At 49.8% G+C, this 17,610-nt stretch carries 14 protein-coding genes and 6 tRNA genes; 10 read left to right on the top strand and 10 right to left on the bottom strand.

Annotated features, from left to right (window positions below):
• Positions 1-398: 398 nt before the first annotated feature.
• Positions 399-488 (bottom strand) — tRNA-Ser (locus tag ABLV17_RS06655).
• A 90-nt stretch (positions 489-578) separates the two neighbouring features.
• On the opposite strand from ABLV17_RS06655, the gene mtfA reads away from it, so the two are divergent.
• Both mtfA and ABLV17_RS06645 read left to right on the top strand, forming a co-directional pair.
• The gene (mtfA, locus tag ABLV17_RS06650) at positions 579-1,379 is read left to right on the top strand and encodes a DgsA anti-repressor MtfA (RefSeq protein WP_183269054.1); all 801 of its coding nucleotides are present in this window, start codon (positions 579-581) and stop codon (positions 1,377-1,379) included.
• Between the two features lie 100 nt (positions 1,380-1,479).
• Positions 1,480-1,555: transfer RNA gene (locus tag ABLV17_RS06645), tRNA-Asn, on the top strand.
• Between the two features lie 53 nt (positions 1,556-1,608).
• Here the strand turns inward: ABLV17_RS06645 and ldtA are convergent.
• From ldtA to nac, 3 genes are all read right to left on the bottom strand, one after another.
• Positions 1,609-2,550, bottom strand: a complete 942-nt coding sequence (ldtA, locus tag ABLV17_RS06640; protein WP_213316854.1) for a L,D-transpeptidase — start codon at positions 2,548-2,550, stop codon at positions 1,609-1,611.
• Between the two features lie 76 nt (positions 2,551-2,626).
• A complete protein-coding gene (gene cbl / locus ABLV17_RS06635) occupies positions 2,627-3,577 on the bottom strand; it encodes an HTH-type transcriptional regulator Cbl (RefSeq protein WP_045390486.1) in 951 nt (316 codons plus the stop codon).
• Between the two features lie 106 nt (positions 3,578-3,683).
• Entirely contained in the window at positions 3,684-4,601 is a 918-nt protein-coding gene (nac, locus tag ABLV17_RS06630; RefSeq protein ID WP_087860503.1) for a nitrogen assimilation transcriptional regulator NAC, read from the bottom strand.
• Positions 4,602-4,916: 315 nt separating this feature from the next.
• Between nac and ABLV17_RS06625 the strand changes: the two genes are divergently transcribed.
• From ABLV17_RS06625 to ABLV17_RS06615, 3 genes are all read left to right on the top strand, one after another.
• A tRNA-Asn gene (locus tag ABLV17_RS06625) sits at positions 4,917-4,992 on the top strand.
• Positions 4,993-5,108: 116 nt separating this feature from the next.
• Positions 5,109-5,822: a 4'-phosphopantetheinyl transferase superfamily protein gene (locus ABLV17_RS06620; protein WP_271031476.1), complete on the top strand. Its 714-nt coding sequence runs from the start codon at positions 5,109-5,111 to the stop codon at positions 5,820-5,822.
• Between the two features lie 67 nt (positions 5,823-5,889).
• The gene (locus ABLV17_RS06615) at positions 5,890-6,822 is read left to right on the top strand and encodes a nucleoside recognition domain-containing protein (protein WP_047050690.1); all 933 of its coding nucleotides are present in this window, start codon (positions 5,890-5,892) and stop codon (positions 6,820-6,822) included.
• On the opposite strand, the gene ABLV17_RS06610 is transcribed toward ABLV17_RS06615, so the two are convergent.
• The gene (locus tag ABLV17_RS06610) at positions 6,811-8,301 is read right to left on the bottom strand and encodes an alpha/beta hydrolase (RefSeq protein ID WP_308958553.1); all 1,491 of its coding nucleotides are present in this window, start codon (positions 8,299-8,301) and stop codon (positions 6,811-6,813) included. The two genes, ABLV17_RS06615 and ABLV17_RS06610, sit on opposite strands and share 12 nt — an antisense overlap.
• A gap of 157 nt (positions 8,302-8,458) precedes the next feature.
• Between ABLV17_RS06610 and ABLV17_RS06605 the strand changes: the two genes are divergently transcribed.
• On the top strand, positions 8,459-8,698 hold the full coding sequence (locus tag ABLV17_RS06605) for a histidine kinase (RefSeq protein WP_087860499.1): 240 nt from the start codon (positions 8,459-8,461) through the stop codon (positions 8,696-8,698).
• A gap of 128 nt (positions 8,699-8,826) precedes the next feature.
• The gene (locus ABLV17_RS06600) at positions 8,827-10,281 is read left to right on the top strand and encodes an AMP nucleosidase (RefSeq protein ID WP_308958554.1); all 1,455 of its coding nucleotides are present in this window, start codon (positions 8,827-8,829) and stop codon (positions 10,279-10,281) included.
• A gap of 92 nt (positions 10,282-10,373) precedes the next feature.
• On the opposite strand, the gene ABLV17_RS06595 is transcribed toward ABLV17_RS06600, so the two are convergent.
• A tRNA-Asn gene (locus ABLV17_RS06595) sits at positions 10,374-10,449 on the bottom strand.
• A gap of 123 nt (positions 10,450-10,572) precedes the next feature.
• Complete coding sequence (locus ABLV17_RS06590; protein WP_183269053.1) at positions 10,573-12,012, bottom strand: EmmdR/YeeO family multidrug/toxin efflux MATE transporter; 1,440 nt, start codon at positions 12,010-12,012, stop codon at positions 10,573-10,575.
• A 193-nt stretch (positions 12,013-12,205) separates the two neighbouring features.
• Between ABLV17_RS06590 and ABLV17_RS06585 the strand changes: the two genes are divergently transcribed.
• The 3 genes from ABLV17_RS06585 (at position 12,206) to ABLV17_RS06575 (ending at position 13,533) form a co-directional block, all read left to right on the top strand.
• Positions 12,206-12,281 (top strand) — tRNA-Asn (locus ABLV17_RS06585).
• A 259-nt stretch (positions 12,282-12,540) separates the two neighbouring features.
• Positions 12,541-13,182, top strand: coding sequence for a hypothetical protein (locus ABLV17_RS06580; RefSeq protein WP_271031473.1), 642 nt, complete (start codon positions 12,541-12,543; stop codon positions 13,180-13,182).
• A gap of 275 nt (positions 13,183-13,457) precedes the next feature.
• A tRNA-Asn gene (locus ABLV17_RS06575) sits at positions 13,458-13,533 on the top strand.
• 43 nt (positions 13,534-13,576) lie between these two features.
• On the opposite strand, the gene ABLV17_RS06570 is transcribed toward ABLV17_RS06575, so the two are convergent.
• The 3 genes from ABLV17_RS06570 to ABLV17_RS06560 form a co-directional block, all read right to left on the bottom strand.
• A complete protein-coding gene (locus ABLV17_RS06570; protein ID WP_308958542.1) occupies positions 13,577-14,932 on the bottom strand; it encodes a right-handed parallel beta-helix repeat-containing protein in 1,356 nt (451 codons plus the stop codon).
• Between the two features lie 108 nt (positions 14,933-15,040).
• Positions 15,041-16,474 (bottom strand): glycoside-pentoside-hexuronide (GPH):cation symporter, encoded by a 1,434-nt coding sequence (locus ABLV17_RS06565; protein WP_348854153.1) that lies wholly within the window; start codon positions 16,472-16,474, stop codon positions 15,041-15,043.
• A 94-nt stretch (positions 16,475-16,568) separates the two neighbouring features.
• A complete protein-coding gene (locus tag ABLV17_RS06560; protein WP_348854152.1) occupies positions 16,569-17,579 on the bottom strand; it encodes a LacI family DNA-binding transcriptional regulator in 1,011 nt (336 codons plus the stop codon).
• Positions 17,580-17,610: the final 31 nt, after the last annotated feature.

Genomic DNA, 17,610 nt, shown 5'->3' with positions numbered 1-17,610 from the left:
AACTTTGCTACTGTAAACTGCCTCTCAAGGCGATTCGGGACGAGATGTGTTCATCATCACCACCTCTATACCGGTAGGTGGGCTACTGGCCACACTCTTTCATGTGCCTGCCGGCAAACCTGCTCCCCATACTGAAGCCTCTTAGGGGTGCCGTGAAAAGGATCACGGAGGTGCTACTGAATGGTTAGGGCGTAAACTCAAAATAATCTTGAAAGCGAAAGGCATTTCATAACAGGAAAGTTCGAGCAAAGATAGGCAACGTTTCGCCCACACCCGGTGTAGCAATTATCGAGGATTCAGAAGATGATTATTGATAAAAATATAGCAACGGAATATACCAACAGTATACCAAGTGTGATGGATGTCGTTGAAGGGAATTGGCGTAAGTGATTGAATAGTGGCGGAGAGAGGGGGATTTGAACCCCCGGTAGAGTTGCCCCTACTCCGGTTTTCGAGACCGGTCCGTTCAGCCGCTCCGGCATCTCTCCGCTGTTGAGGTTGCTATAATGCCAGGTTCTTTGGCATTTTAATAGCTCCAGTCCCTTAAATTGAGTTCAAGTGACGACTTTGCGAGCGATATGATGTTTAAATGGCCGTGGAAAGCAGAAGAACAGACAGGTAATGGCGAAATCCCGTGGCAACAAGCGGTTGCCATTCCGGTTTTAGCAAACCTCACTCAACAGGAACAGCAGCAGCTGTGCCAAATGGCAGCTCGTTTTTTACAGCAAAAACGTCTGGTGCCGTTACAGGGATTTGAGTTAACCCCACTACACAGCGCGCGTATCGCACTACTCTTTTGCCTGCCGGTACTTGAGCTCGGCCTTGAATGGTTAGATGGCTTCCATGAAGTCTTGATCTACCCTGCCCCCTTTGTCGTTGATGACGAATGGGAAGATGACATCGGCCTGGTGCATAATCAACGCGTTGTCCAGTCCGGCCAAAGCTGGCAGCAGGGTCCCATTATCCTTAACTGGTTAGATATCCAGGACTCTTTCGATGCCTCCGGTTTTAACCTGATCGTGCATGAGGTCGCGCACAAGCTGGATTCGCGTAACGGCGATCGCGCCAGCGGGGTTCCTTTCATTCCCTTGCGTGAAGTCGCTGGTTGGGAGCACGACCTACATGCGGCGATGAACAACATTCAGGATGAGATCGATTTGGTCGGCGAAAGCGCCGCCAGCATTGATGCCTATGCGGCAACCGACCCGGCAGAGTGCTTTGCGGTGCTATCTGAATATTTCTTTAGCGCCCCAGAGCTATTCGCCCCCCGTTTCCCGGCGCTATGGCAGCGTTTCTGCCAGTTCTATCGTCAGGATCCGCTACAACGTTTACGGCAAAACGATCTGCTGGATGAAGACGACGTGCGGGTTGTTCATTAAAAACACGCTTTGAACTAAATTTCGCCAATTGAATCAGCTGGTTAAATTTAGTGTTGACACCAAAATGCGAGGCCAGTAGTATGCGCCTCGTTCACACGATTCCTCTGTAGTTCAGTCGGTAGAACGGCGGACTGTTAATCCGTATGTCACTGGTTCGAGTCCAGTCAGAGGAGCCAAATTTAAAAAGCCTGCTTTTAAGCAGGCTTTTTGCTTTTTAGCCTTCATGCCGTTAAAAACTGGCTTCCACCGCTGAGCTACTAATATTCACCGGCATCCCGGAACGTCTCTGTAACGCTGAATCCGCGCGCCCGACGTTCACGCCAGCTCCTTGCACAAACTCGCGTATTGCCGGGGTATACGGCAGCGGCACTTTGCGGTCTGACTCAAATTCCGAACGATTACGCGACAACGGTTCATGCACTTCCAGCCAGCGGCTGCCGTCCGGCTCGGTGGTGTACTTCACCGGCTGATCGATAATCTGTACTCGCGTGCCGACCGGTACATTATCGAACAAGTATTTAATGTCATCGTTGCGCAGGCGAATACAGCCCTGGCTCACCCGCAGGCCAATGCCAAAATTGGCATTAGTTCCATGAATGGCATACAGCCTGCCGATGTAGATAGCATACAGCCCCATCGGATTATCCGGCCCGGCGGGTACCATCGCCGGCAGGGTTTTACCTTCTTTAGCGTACTCACGACGGGTATTCGCCGTCGGTACCCAGGTAGGCCCTTCCTGCTTACGTTCCACGGTCGTTACCCAGTTACGCGGCGTCTCGCGCCCCGCCTGGCCAATACCGATCGGTAGCACCTCGACGGTAGTGCCCTCAGGCGGATAATAATAAAGCCGCATCTCGGCGACGTTTATCACGATACCGCTACGCACGGTAGCAGGCAGGATCAATTGCTGCGGAATAATCAACGAAGTTCCGGATTTGGGTAAATAGACATCGACGCCGGGGTTAGCCTCCAGCATGTTGCTCAGCCCCTGCCCGTACTGCGCGGCAAAGGTTTCCAACGGCTGGGTATTACGCTCGGGCACGCTGATTTTAATCGGACTGCCAACCAGACGACTCCCTTCCGGCGGCAACGGATAACTTACCGCCAATGCGCTGTAGCTGGCCAACATCATCACCAGAAAGCAAAGCAACTTCATACGCCGCACCATCATTTTCCCTTCCTCAGTCGCGACTCACGTGAATGAATTATAGCTGCTTTGACGCCTCCCGCTTGCCTGCTGCCCGCACTCAGATTTGATAATCGATAGCCACTTCCTCCGGCTCCATCGCCTGGCGCTTAATCTCATCCAATGACAACCCGGCATTGCACAGTTCAATGAAACGCCAGACGTAGTTACGCTGTAACTGACCGCGTTTTAACCCCAACCAAACGGTATTGGCATCAAAAAGATGGCGTGTTTCCAGCCGGGTAAAAGTATCCGCTTCGCGAGCATCGCCGGATTGCTCCGCCACCAGCCCCACCCCTAACCCCAGCTCCACGTATGTTTTAATGACATCGGAATCCTGGGCGCTGAGAACGATATCCGGCATCAGTCCTTTACGGGTGAAGGCTTCATCAATACGCGAACGCCCGGTAATGCCCTGGCGGTAGGTAATTAACGGCCAGCGCGCAATCGCCTCGAGAGTCAGCGGCGTAACCTCAATCAGCGGATGATCTTTCGGTACTAATAAACTGTGGTGCCAGCGGAACCAGGGGAATGCCACCAGCGTCGGGTCGTTACTTAAGCGCTCGCTGGCGATACCAATATCCGCCCCGCCATTGTGCAGCAGCGCTTCGATCTCCTGCGGCGTCCCTTGCACTAACTCCAGCCGCACATCGGGGAAAAGTTCGCGAAAAGCTTTAATCACCGGTGGCAGGCTATAACGTGCCTGAGTATGCGTGGTGGCAATGGTTAATACGCCTGAAGCGTCGTTGGTAAAAAGATCGGCAAGCCGGCGGACATTGCTGGCCTCGTTGAGGATCCTTTCGGCAATAGAGAGCAGCGCTTTACCGGGCTCGGTCATCCCCAGCAAGCGTTTACCGCGGCGGATAAAGATTTCTATCCCCAGCTCTTCTTCCAGCTCACGAATATGGCGGCTGACGCCAGATTGCGAGGTGTACAGCATGTTAGCGACTTCCGTCAGGTTGTAATCCCGACGGGCAGCCTCGCGAATAATTTTAAGTTGCTGGAAATTCACCTTTTCCCCCAGGTCTTCAGACATAACATAATGTCTATTGTTAAAGTCTGTTTACCCGGCAAACAAATAATAAAAACCAGCAACTTATTCCTTAAAAGAATATAACCTAACTGACCAGCTGTAATTCACGATTCTCCAGGGACGGACGACTGACCAGCGACAGCAGGATATCTTTGACCGCCTGCGCTTGAGGAGATAAGCCGCCGCGCGCCGAAGTATTCAGCGATAGCGACAGGCTCATCGACGGCGTGCTGATGCGCGCCATCCAGCCATTAGCCGTCCCACACAGCGCGCGCGCCGCCGATTCCGGCAGTACGGTGACGCCCATACCGCTGGCGATTGCCGCAGTTAACGTGGTGATGGATTCGATCTCGCCAATCACTTTAGCCGACAGGCGGCGTAAGGTGAAAGCCTCCGTAACTCGTGCGCAAACGGCGCTATAGTCGCGGGGTAAGAACAGGCTCATTTCCGCAACGGCTGAAAGATCAACGCTTTGTCCCGGACAGTTTTGCGTGCCGACCAGATACAAATCCTCTTTCAGCAGCGGCTGGCTGACCACGCCCGCCACCGGCGAACGTTCATACAGCACCGCCATGTCCAGTTGGCCGCCAAGCAGCTTGTCATTCAATACGCTGCCGCTGCACTCCTGCAGATATACGTTCACCTCGGGCAGTTCATTACGCACCGTTTGCAACAGCGGCATGGTGATCGCCGAAGCCGCCGTTCCCGGCGCAAGGCCAATTGCCACCTGCCCGCTCAGCGTCTGGCCAACGTTATGTACTGCCAGATGCGCCTGCTCACACTGGCGTAAAATGGTCCGCGCGTGGGTATAGAGAATCTTCCCCGCTTCGGTTGGTGTAACGCCGCGTTTGGTGCGGATCAGCAGTTTCTGCTCCAGTTCACCTTCCAGGGTCGCTACCTGCTGGCTCAGCGCCGGTTGTGCGATATGCAAGACTTCAGCGGCCTGGGTCAGACTGCCGATATCGACGATTTTCACAAAATACTTCAGTCGTCTTAAGTTCATTTTGCCTCCTGTAAGGGAATGCCACTACTGGCCATTAAGTTACAGGGATTTTGCAAGATGCTTGCCAGGTTTTACGTCGTTGGGCCATTGCCCTTCCGGTGCGGCAAAATAAGGGTTTGTGATAATACAGGTGGCTTCCATGAGCGCATGATATGCCCCATTAGGGGTATAAATGCACCATCGTGGTGCATTTCCAGCGAGCTTTACCATAAATGGCTTTTGATTGTTGAAATTGTCAGCAGTCGAACGTTTTATGGCGAATCAGCCTTTGACAACACCGCAAGTCATCGATAATATGCGCCCCGTTCACACGATTCCTCTGTAGTTCAGTCGGTAGAACGGCGGACTGTTAATCCGTATGTCACTGGTTCGAGTCCAGTCAGAGGAGCCAAATTTAAAAAGCCTGCTTTCGAGCAGGCTTTTTGCTTTATATTTCACATAACTCTTCTGCTTCGTTCATCACCTGCGATATGGTAGCGCCATACTTGTTTTGCCTGATGAGCCTGCATGTTTATCGTTACCGACACCTTTCACGATCAACCCTTTATTCAGCATGCCGAGTGCGGCTATCTTCGCGCTGACCCGGCGTTAAAATTTTGTCGGGTACGTTTCGCCAGGTCGCAACTACAGGACGCTCTTTTTAGCCAGTACGCCATCCCGCTCCCGCCTTCTCTTACTGGCGCCGTCGCCAAACGTAAAGCCGAATATCTGGCCGGGCGCTATTGCGCGCACTATTTGCTGCGACAATCCGGCTGCTTAGAGCCGGTGTTAATCGCCGCGGACCGCGCGCCAATTTGGCCGGCAGGCTGGCGAGGAAGCGTCTCACATAGCGAAGATATCGCCATCGCGGTGGTTAGCGCCGAGGACGACGGCCTGCATCCAGGGGTCGATATCGAGCATCTGCAACCGGGGGTCATGCTGGAAAGCGCCGATATGTTTGTCTCGAAAACGGAACAGACGCTGCTTTCCTGTTGTGGGCTGGATATGGAGTGGGCACTACTGCTGGCTTTCTCAGCCAAAGAGAGTCTGTTCAAAGCGCTATATCCGCGCGTACAGCAGATGTTTGATTTTGATGCCGCCGCCATGGTCGCTCTCGACCCGGCAAATCAGCGTTTCACGTTGCGCCTTAATAAAACCCTCAGCGACGCCTTCCCCGCAGGTAGCCAGTTCAGCGGCGAGTATTACTTCAGTGAAGGCACTGTTCTTACCTGTCTGCGCTAGCTGTTCATTTCGCCACTTCGGGATTATGATGACGCTAACTATTTGACCTGCCTACAGTGATAGATAAATGGATGTCATCGGCATCATTATGTCAGCGGGAAAATCCTCCGTCGACGTAGCGCTTTATACCTTGTTACCCATTATGGTCGTCATGCTGATCATAATGAAATATCTCGAAGTCCGCGGAATTCTCGACATCATCGTGCGCTGGCTGGCGCCGCTGCTGAAGCCCTTTGGGTTGACCGGTATGAGCGCCTTCGCGCTGATTCAGATAAATTTCGTCAGCTTTGCGGCCCCACTTGCCACGCTGGCAATTATGGATAAACGCGGCGTCTCTGACCGACAAATGGCCGCCACCCTGGCGATGGTCTTCGCCATGGGTCAGGGCAACGTTTTCTATCCCTTAACACCGTTCGGCCTGCACTGGCTGGCCGCGATCGCCATTTCTATTATCGGCGGGCTCTGCGCCGCAGCGGTCTGCTGGTACGCCACCGGACGTAAGTTATCCATTGTCGAGAGCAGCCGGGCAGAAGCGCTCCCGGAAAGCGAACAAAATAATCACGGGCTGATTGCGGTGATCAATAGCGCCGGCGCCGACGCTATCCGTCTGGCGCTTGGCGCCGTGCCGATGCTGATTTTATCGTTGACCATCGTCGGCCTGATGCAGGCGGCTGGCGTCATCGAGATGCTGCAGCGCGTACTGATGCCGCTGCTGCTATGGCTACATATCCCCGAAAACTTCGTCCTGCCCGCGCTGGTGAAATGTGTGGCGGGCGGCACCGCCTATTTCGGGGTTATCTCCGAGCTGGCGCAGCAGGGTAAAGTGACGCTCAGTCAGATTAACGCCTCCGCAGGGCTCCTCATCCAGACCTTCGACCTACCCGGCATCGGTATTTTCCTTGGCGTCAGCTCAAGATTTGTGCGTCTTTTCCGCTTCGTCGCCCCTGCCGCCCTCATCGGTATTGCGCTGCGCACGGTACTGCACATCCTATGGTTCTGAGAACGACGGCAGACGCTGATTAACCCGCTGCAGCAGGTAGGGGAAAAATGGGTTAGAGGTGGCGCGCATTAACGTATCAAGGCCGACGCTCAGCGTCGCGGTCTCGCCGCGTAGCGAAATGGTGCCAAGGCTAATACCGCTAAGGTTTTTCTCCGTCGGCTCGCGGCCATACAGCGAATCGGTGATGGGGAACGGCACCGCGATATGCGAAAGCGAGTACATATCCTGCGGCCAGGCCAGATGCAGCGCCTGCGTTCTCTCGGCAGTTTGCCCCGCCAGCGTCAAGCGCGCGACGGTATCGAGGGTGTGCGGAGTCGCATTCGTCACGATCGTCGTGGAGTACGGACGCGGCGCCGGAGGTAACAAGGTATTCACCGCCGAATAAGTCGCCGGGCGAAACAGCGCCCGCAGGTTCGCCGCCTGATTAATATCGAAAATCACCAGTTCGCTGCCGTTGTCCGGCAAATAGCGGTATAACGAATCAACCACCGCCCGGGTACTGACTGTAGAATCAATCACCGACTGAAAAGTTAACACCGGCGCGATAGAGGCTAAGCGCTGGCTCTGCGCCGCCTGGATAATCTGTTTTTGCAAGGCCTGGGTCAGCAGCCACGACTGGCGCGCTGTCTTTACCGGAAAGGAATTGTATTTATAGGGATTAAACTCCGGAACGACGTTTAGCCACGCCGCGCGCGCAAAGGCGGGAAATATCGAAGGCAGGCCAGCCAGTCCGGCGAACCGGGCAAAAGCGGTTACGCCAATCATCGGCGATAACAGTATTATCTGCTGCGGCCTGACCAGCGATTTATCGGTCAATTCATCGAGCGCATACTTCAGCGCCAGCGCGCCGCCGTTAGAATATCCCACCAGATGCAGCGGCACATCCCCACCGGCACGTCGCATCGCTTCCCGAACCGCCAGGCGGGTTGTCGCCAGCCATTGTTGCCAATCAACGCGGGTTAATGCGCCCGGCGCGGTACCGTGGCCGGGTAAGCGCGGCGCCACCGCGACAAAACCTTGCCGTTGATACTCTTCCGCCAGATAGCGCACGCTGTAGGGGGAGTCGGTTAATCCATGCAGCAACACCACCGCACCACGAGGTTTGCCGGATGGCAGTAATATAAAGGAGCGATTCCAGTCTGGCGTAAAACGTTGCGGATAGACCAGGCTGTCGCGATAGAAGCGATTTATCGGCGTTTTGTCAGCGGCAGGCAGTTGGTCGCTGACCTCACGCCGCAAATCGGCAAATATCTTATCTTCCCGTTTGAGATAGCTGGCAAAACTGGCTCGGTCGATTTCATCAGCGGTCATCTCATCCCCAGACCAGGTATGCCAGCGCTGCAATGCAGGACCACGTTCCGATTCATATATTCGTCCGATGAAAAATACCACCGCTACAATAACCGCCGCTGCCAGCGCTTTTTTCGCCAGCGAGACTATCCTTAATCCAGATTGATTCAGAAGCTTGTTAAATCGCATCAAAGCCATAGGTGGTATTTGCCTGTCCCGCTGCATCGCAGAGTTAAGATTTAACAACTTCAGCTAAACGTAAATTAAACCAATGGGTAGTTTCAGTTGTCTTTAAAGCACTAACGCGTCAATTATCATTCTGAGTGTAACAAGCCTGGGTGAAAACATGGAGTGGTGGGTCAAGAAAGTACGGAAAAATGCCTCTACAGCAACAACTTGCGTGGTTCTACAGAGTGGCCAGATCGTGGTAATTGCTGAAATCGAAAGCCGATGCAGACTACAGGAAGGCGATAAGCTAACGCCCGGTCCTAATGCACTTTATTACATCAACAATAACGACGCGGCGACATTAAGAGTGGTAAGCGCAAGTAATTTTAGCGCCGAACGCTGGGCACAGACTGCCTGACCCTGCGCGGCTAAGCTTTTATTATCAACGAGTTTGACTATTTACCCGGGCCTGTAATTTTCCTTCGCCATTTTCACGCTGTAGCATACTATCAACAGTATCAGCAGACCTGAAACAAGGAGCGAATGATGAACCAGAAGGCCGTCAGTCTGACCCCGGAGCAGGCGCTTTCCCAGTTGGAAGTGCAGTATGAAAGAGCGGTTAACGCGTTGCGTAAGGCCATTGGCGAGTACATTCACCACAATATCCTTCCTGATGAAATAGCCCGTGCTGAAGGCTTATTCGTCTATCCTCAATTGTCTGTCTCGTGGGATGGCGCCGAGCACAAAGCCTTAAAAACCCGAGCCTGGGGGCGATTCACCCATGCAGGCTGCTACACCACCACCATTACCAATCCAAAACTCTTTCGCGCTTATCTGCTGGAACAATTAACTCTGCTATATCAGGATTACGGCGCGCATATTAGCGTCGGCAATTCGCAGCACGAAATTCCCTTCCCCTACGTGATTGATGGCTCTGCGCTGACGCTGGATCGCTCGATGAGCGCCGGATTAACGCGTTATTTTCCGACCACCGAACTGTCGCAGATTGGCGATGAAACCGCCGATGGCCTGTTCCACGCCACCGAGTATTATCCGCTGTCGCATTTTGACGCCCGCCGCGTCGATTTTTCACTGGCGCGCCTGAAGCACTACACCGGCACGCCGGTTGAGCACTTCCAGCCGTATGTCTTGTTTACCAACTACACGCGTTACGTCGATGAGTTCGTCAGCTGGGGCTGTAGCCAGATCCTCGATCCGGATAGCCCGTACATTGCCCTCTCCTGTGCGGGCGGGATTTGGATCACCGCCGACACTGAGGCCCCGGAAGAGGCGATTTCCGATCTGGCGTGGAAAAAGCACCAGATGCCGGCCTGGCACCTGATCACTAACGACGGTCAGGGTATTACGCTGATCAACATCGGCGTCGGCCCGGCCAATGCCAAAAATATTTGCGATCATCTCGCGGTGCTGCGCCCTGACGTCTGGCTGATGATTGGCCACTGTGGCGGCCTGCGTGAGAGCCAGTCGATAGGCGACTATGTACTGGCGCATGCCTATTTACGTGACGACCACGTGCTGGATGCGGTGCTACCGCCGGATATTCCCATCCCGAGTATCGCCGAAGTGCAGCGTGCGCTGTATGACGCCACTAAACAGGTTAGCGGCATGCCGGGCGAAGAGGTCAAACAGCGTCTGCGTACCGGTACGGTGGTGACCACCGATGACCGCAACTGGGAATTGCGTTATTCCGCCTCGGCGTTGCGCTTTAACCTCAGCCGTGCGGTGGCCATCGATATGGAAAGCGCCACTATTGCCGCACAGGGCTATCGTTTCCGCGTACCTTACGGCACGCTGCTGTGCGTCTCCGATAAACCGCTGCACGGTGAAATCAAGCTGCCGGGACAAGCGAACCGCTTCTATGAAGGGGCGATTTCCGAGCATCTGCAGATAGGGATCCGTGCCATCGATCTGCTGCGCGCCGAGGGCGACCACATGCACTCCCGCAAGCTGCGTACCTTCAACGAACCACCGTTCCGTTAATCCCGGGCAAGCCCTGCGCGCTATTTGCGTAGGGCAAAATTGTACGGATACAGAAAAGCAAAAAGCCTGCTCGAAAGCAGGCTTTTTAAATTTGGCTCCTCTGACTGGACTCGAACCAGTGACATACGGATTAACAGTCCGCCGTTCTACCGACTGAACTACAGAGGAATCGTGTGAACGGGGCGAATACTAACGACCACGCTCAGCCATGTCAAAGATGTTTTTAATAATAGCGACCGTTTGCCGATTTATTCTTCACTTCGACTAAAAAGTAACACTTTTTCAGGATATTCATGACTTTTCTTCCAGCCGCGCCTTTAATCGCGGGTACTTCCACAGCCAACGCCCGGTGATCATCCGGCGATAGAACAACAGGCCGCGCACCGCCCAGTCAAGCACCATACCCAGCCAGACGCCGATGACGCCCATGCCCAGCATGATCCCCAGCGTATAGCCAGCAACCACCCGGCAGCCCCACATACCCAGCATCGAAACCCACATGGTGTAACGCACGTCGCGTGCGCCTTTAAAGGCACAGGGCAAGGTCCAGGAAAGCGACCAAATTGGCATAAACAGGGCATTGAGCCACAATAACTCTTTAACCACCACTTTTACGTCTTCTTCGCTGGTGTAGAACGAAGCGATCAGGCCGGCGAACGGTGCGGTGCCCCAGGCAATAAGCGTCAGGATAATAGTCGACAACCAGAACACGAACCAGGCCTGACGTTCCGCCTGGCCGACCTGCCCTTTCCCCAGTCGTTTTCCGGTAATAATCGTGGAGGCAGAACCCAACGCGTTACCCGGCAGGTTAATCAACGAAGCCACCGAGAAGGCAATAAAGTTCCCGGCGATGACGTTGGTCCCCATCCCGGCAACAAACATCTGCGTCAGCAGCTTGCCGCCATTAAACAGTACCGATTCGATGCTCGCCGGGATGCCAATGCCCATCACCTCCCAGATAATGGCAAAGTTAAACGGCTTAAAGTAGCTCTTCAGCGAAATGCGCAGCGCCGGGTTAAAGCCTGTCATCAGAACCCAGATGGTTGCCAATGCGCCAATATAGCGGGCAATAGTCAGCCCCAGCCCGGCGCCGACAAAGCCAAGCCCCGGCCAGGAGAAGAGGCCGTAAATCAGGATACTGCTGATAATAATATTGAGAATATTCATCCCGCCGTTAATTAACAGCGGGATTTTGGTGGTCCCCGCGCCGCGAAGCGCGCCGCTACCAATTAAGGCAATCGCCGCCGCCGGATAGCTCAGCACTGTCAGCTCAAGATAGGTTAGGGCCAGTGCCTTAACCTGAACCGTGGCGTCGCCGGCAACGATATCGATAATCTGCTCACCAAAGGCGTGAATAATCGCCGCCAGCACGATCGAGAACAAGGTCATGATCGCCAGCGATTGACGCGCGGCCGCCCTCGCCCGCTTTCTATCGCGCTTACCGAGGCTGAAGGCCACCACCACGGTGGTGCCCAGGTCAATCGCGGCAAAAAACGACATAATGACCATATTAAAGCTATCGGCTAAGCCCACCCCGGCCATCGCTTCTTTACCGAGCCAGCTAACAAGGAAAGTACTCAGAACCCCCATCAACAACACGCAAGCATTTTCCAACAGGATCGGTACGGCAAGGGGACTAATTTCACGCCAGTAGAGCACCCGATAGCTCTTGCGTTTTTTAAACCAGGACGTGCGCGCTACGGCCTGGCGTACTGCTGAAGTGACGTTCAAGGGAGACCTTAGTGAGAAGAGTTGAAACAACATTTCAAATGATGATTGAGAACTGCTAATCCTGCAAAGTATTTTTCCTGGTAATTTGTTGGCAATTACGACAAATTGTCGATAGATGCAGCAAGCGGCTCGCCACAACTGAATTGATATTTGACAAAAATTTTTTCGCCGCTAAGATACCATTCCACACGATTCCTCTGTAGTTCAGTCGGTAGAACGGCGGACTGTTAATCCGTATGTCACTGGTTCGAGTCCAGTCAGAGGAGCCAATTTTAAGAAAAGCAGACGTTCAGCGACGTCTGCTTTTTTGCTTTCTACCCTATTCTGTTCGTTCACGTCATCCACAGACATCAAACATAACGACAAAACCTGCTGAGCAAAGTCGAAATGAATATCGACTGGTACGTTTACGCGCCAACTGGAATAGCAAGGTTTACTGTCTTCGTGGTAGCATAGAATCAAGTTAGTATGAAATATTTAGATGCTTTGAGAAAATATTGTTAACACATACATACCAGGATTAAATACATGGATAGATCATTATTATTTTTTTATTGCCTGGCTGGATTTTTCCTGACTTATTTCTTATTCAAATTAGCAAAAGACAAATATAAATTACAAAGCTTAATGTTTATCGTTTCGCTCATAATAAGTTTAGTTATCGCATCTTCCTTTTCGGCTTTATCAACAGGACTATGGTTTTTAGTAGTAATAGCATCGACATTCACCCTTTTATTTTTATCCGGGATGTTCATGGCGCTACTAAAACAGTTTGTAATGCGCCGATACATTCTGCGTTGTGTTGATAATTTGAAACGGCTATCTCCTACCGAAATAGTTGAATCTTTAATTAACAACCATAACAAAACACAGTGGTACGTTTTATATTTCCCTGTAGACGGGGCCATGGAAATTGGCGTTAATTTATTCGGCGATAATCCTATCATTGGCAAAAGATTATACATTAGAACCATGACAAACCGCCAAATGTACTTTATTCCTGAAGATATCTCCGGCACTATAGATTTACAATCTAATATAGCTTGTACGTTATATGAATTTTATACCCTCACCCCGCAAACCAAGAGCTTAATTGAAGATTATTTAACCAGAATTAAAAATGGTCATTTGCAGCCCTGGCTGCTAAATGCAGAACCCGATGAAAAATAATCCATTCACTTCTAAAGTTACACCTGCGTTGCAAACAGGTGTAACCGGATGACGATTGTACATTCACCGTTCAAATGACTCTTTGCAGCAACCACTGAAGGCAGAGTTTTTCGGATCTGCTAGTGCCCCCCCTCACCTTTTTATTGCTTAAATTTTCGCTTCAGTGCTGAAAAAACCTCTACTACTGATGATTTTACCAGCGAACAATCGCAAATGGCGCAATCTCCTTTGACATCCCGTTACTCACTCGCTAACATGCGCCCCGTTCACACGATTCCTCTGTAGTTCAGTCGGTAGAACGGCGGACTGTTAATCCGTATGTCACTGGTTCGAGTCCAGTCAGAGGAGCCAGATTTAGAAAAGCCTGCTTACGAGCAGGCTTTTTGCTTTTCTATTATGACAAGCCGGGTACCGGCGTCGCTCTAAACGCATTGACCGCTTTATCAAGCACAACCTGAGCGTCGCTTCCGGAATCAAGTATGATATTACGTTGAGATGCTGCGTCGACCTGTACGGTCGTCACGTCGAGAACTTCCAACCCCTCTAATGCCAGCAGCGCTCTAACTTGTGCAGAGAAACAAGATTCTGCATGACCTTTTAACAATGATGTATCGGTGGTAGCAACAATATGATTGTCAGAAATATAGTTACTATCTCCTGATGCCAACCGTATTATGACAGGTGTCGCGCCAGCAGGAACGATATACTGTTTATCAATCGATTCAGAAATATGGTTAGCAATAATCGAATTATTCTCACCTTCTATATATAGCAACCCATACAAGTCATCTAAACCATTACTATACGACTGCATAGGTTCCCAAGGTTCATGTTCACGGAAAAAGTGGTTTGCCGTCACCAGGTTTTCTGAACAGCTATTCTCAAAAACCAGCATCCCTGGATAGAATGAATGAAATCTGTTGCTGCTAACTGCAGAACGGAGGACACCAGAAAAGTGAATACTGCTTTTACCGCGGGGAAAAATGTTGTTTGCTGTAACCAGAAGGCCACCAAAGTTCTCTGCATAAATGGAATATCCTCTATAACCGGCACCTATCAAATTATCGGTTATTTTTGAAGCCTGTCCCGACCCACGGAGTTCTATACAATTACCGCACTCAGCAATAAAGTTATTATGTATCGCCAATGCATCGGCATTATATATAGTGATGCCGTGTTCAAGATATACGAATCCCATTCCACTAATGCGGAATGAGTCCTGCGCACTGGCAATATAAATACCCGTTTTACCATTGAGATAGGTGTTTTCAGGGTCGTTACTTCCCGAACCGTCATCCACAAAATGTAACCCATCAATGCAAAAATCCGCGAACTCAACTGAGCTTATTCTTGGGTCACCGCTACGCTCAATATAAAAAGCCGCCCCTTCCGCTTCCGGAGTCGTAGATGATGGTGTTATATCAACAAGTATACGACTACCGCCTGGCCACAATTCATGCCAGCTTGCCCAATCACTTTCCGGAGTATTAAAACGGATACTTGAAGAGGTAAACCCATGTCCGTCTCCTTTAACTTTCAAGTAACTGATGTCTATTACTACCTGAGTGAGCAAATGATAGTCTCCAGGCGGGATATAGATAACAGCCCCCGGCTTTCCACCATCATTTACATCTGTGTCTGTTTGCCGATTTTTAATATCGGCAATAATACTATTAATCACTAAACCGATATCTTCAAAAGGATTACCTTCACTCCACTCTGTTACATCATAATAATTTTCACTCGACATGCGTTATTTTCCTCTACATTATTAGGATAGGTAGATATTACGGTTCTATTGACCTCTGAATATTATAATAATTAATAATACCCCTAATTTCTTTCAGGAGAATTTTAACTAATGATTAACCACTGCGGTCCTATCTCGCTCGATGTCATGATGCGGTGAAGAACCGTTATTGAGTTCACGCTTAGCGAGTTCCACTTTAATTTGTTCAAGAAAGTGGTTATTCAATTTAAAGTATCTAACTACGAATGCGCTAATAAAATAGGTAATCATTGGCAGTAAAGAAAACATAATAATGATACCTTCGATAGTCTCTGTGTTTTGTTGAGGTTTATTAGCGATGTAACCCGTCAATGATAATATCCACGCAACAATCGCACCAGCAACTGCCAAACCCATTTTTAACATAAACAAATTACCAGCAAATGAAATACCGGTAAGGCGTTTACCGTATTTCCAGTCTCCGTAGTCATCAACGTCGGACATCATGGCCCATAATATTGGCCCTGATTGAATCAAATGCAGGATGTTAATGATGATAAAAAGTGTAAGTAGTGGTAGCAAAGACCTGGGATCGACAAACCATAGAGCTAAAGAAAGGAAGCCAAGAACGATATTAATCGAACGGAACAGCTTAATTTTATCAAAACGATCGGTGAGTGGTTTCGCTATAACACTACCTAGCATGTTACATGCAACGCCAAGAGCCAAAAAAAACGTAGTAAATCCGACGGAGGCTTGCATAACATAGGTAGCATAATAAATAGTCACTGCACCACGAATAAATGCCGGAAAAACATTAAGGAAAGTAATAAAAATCATCAATAACCATTGATCGTTTTTGATGATATCTTTTAGATCATTTATTAAAGAGTCATTAACTTTAATTGCAGTAACACGTTCTTTGATACTGGTAAAACAAAAGAAGAACATTAGTGTCGCAGCTCCTCCCATGATTACCATAGTCAACTGAAAACCAGCCGCTCTGTTACCGTTACCTAACCAGTCTGTTAAGGGTAAAATTGAAGAGGAGACTATTAGCGTCGCCAATCCATTGAGGAAAAATCGCCATGACAAACAGCCTAAACGCTCTTTCTGATTTAGCGTGATCACACCAGCTACTGAGCAATATGGAATATTGATAGCAGTATAAATCAATGACATCACAAGATATGTCACCCAGGCATAAACAATTTTTCCATTCATGCTTAAATCGGGTGTTGTGAACATCAGTACTGCTCCCAAACCAAATGGCAATGCCATCCATAATAACCATGGTCGGAATTTACCCCATCGGCTACGAGTACGATCGCAAATCGCCCCCATAACCGGGTCGCTAAAGGCATCAAAAATACGAATGACCAGAAACAAGGTACCGACAACACCGGGAGCTAAACCATAAACATCCGTGTAGAACCATGTTAGATATAACGCCAGTACACTCCAAATCATACAAGAACCAGCATCTCCCATTCCATAACCAATTTTTTCTTTTAAACGCAGTTTGCCGTAAACACCTTGCCTTTCGATTGAGTTTGCAGACATAGAAGACCTCTAGAGTATACAGTCATAAGTGTTCAACAGAGGTTAGTAAACCAATGTTAATTTATATTTATAAGTTTATAATGGCGTATGTAGATTAAAGCAAAGTAATATTAATACTCACGCTACTCTCCCGTATAATTAAACGAGAGACAATTTCGTGCATTTCAATACTTTCTTGTTTTGTTTCGTTGTTAATCATTTGAAATGCCAGATGGGCGATTTCACTTATCGGTTGCGCCACACTAGTAATTTTTTTAGTTTGTGCCAGTAAAGTATTATCAAAACTAGCGATGGCAATATCTTTAGGCACAGATATTCCTTTTTCTTTCAAGCCATCAATAATATAACTAGCAGCCACATCGTTATAGACCCAGAGAGATGAACAATGATTTATTCTCTCGGCTAGCCTGACAATAATATCATCGAGTATACTAATATGCCCTGATGTTTTCTCACCCTCGCCTTTCGCTATCCAAAACTGATTCTCTTTATCTATAGTCAATCCCTGAGCGGTAATTCGTTTTGCCCATGAAAAAACCTTTCGGTTATCCGCGCCTTCCTGTGCTACAAATCCAAACGTGGTATGACCGGTCTGAATAAAATGCTCGGCTATAACTTCCGCCCCTTTACTTTGATCGATAGAAACAGAATTGAAAAATCGCGATACCAGCGTAACCACTGCAACGGGGATATTAGTCGCGATGAGCCATTCTGCAAGTTCGCTTTCGGCTTCTGTTGGCACCCATAGCAAACTGTCAATACCCATACTAATAAGCGTATATATTATTTGCTTATCTAGCTGCGGTTGATTCTGATGAGTTTTGACGATAACCGTTTTACCGATGTATCTTGCCTCTTCTTCAAATGTCGCCAGCAGTTCACAAAAATGTGGGTTGACAAGGTTTGGCAGAACAACTGCAATCAGCCCAGAACATTTCCCACTCAATTGAAACGCACTCTTGCTAGGCACATAGCATAAGAAATCCATTGCCTCACGAACTGCTTTGCGAGTTTCTGGCGCCACGCTGGGATGATTATTCAGCACGCGTGAGACCGTAGCGGTAGATACTCCAGCTTTTATTGCTACGTCTTTAATGGATGCCATAGTAAATAACTGCGTCGACCAAGAATGACGT

This window comes from Klebsiella sp. CN_Kp091, assembly GCF_040065095.1.
In the GTDB taxonomy this organism is placed as follows: domain Bacteria; phylum Pseudomonadota; class Gammaproteobacteria; order Enterobacterales; family Enterobacteriaceae; genus Klebsiella; species Klebsiella aerogenes.
The sequence above is the reverse complement of the archived record's forward strand: the minus strand, read 5'-3'. Positions and strand labels throughout refer to the sequence as shown.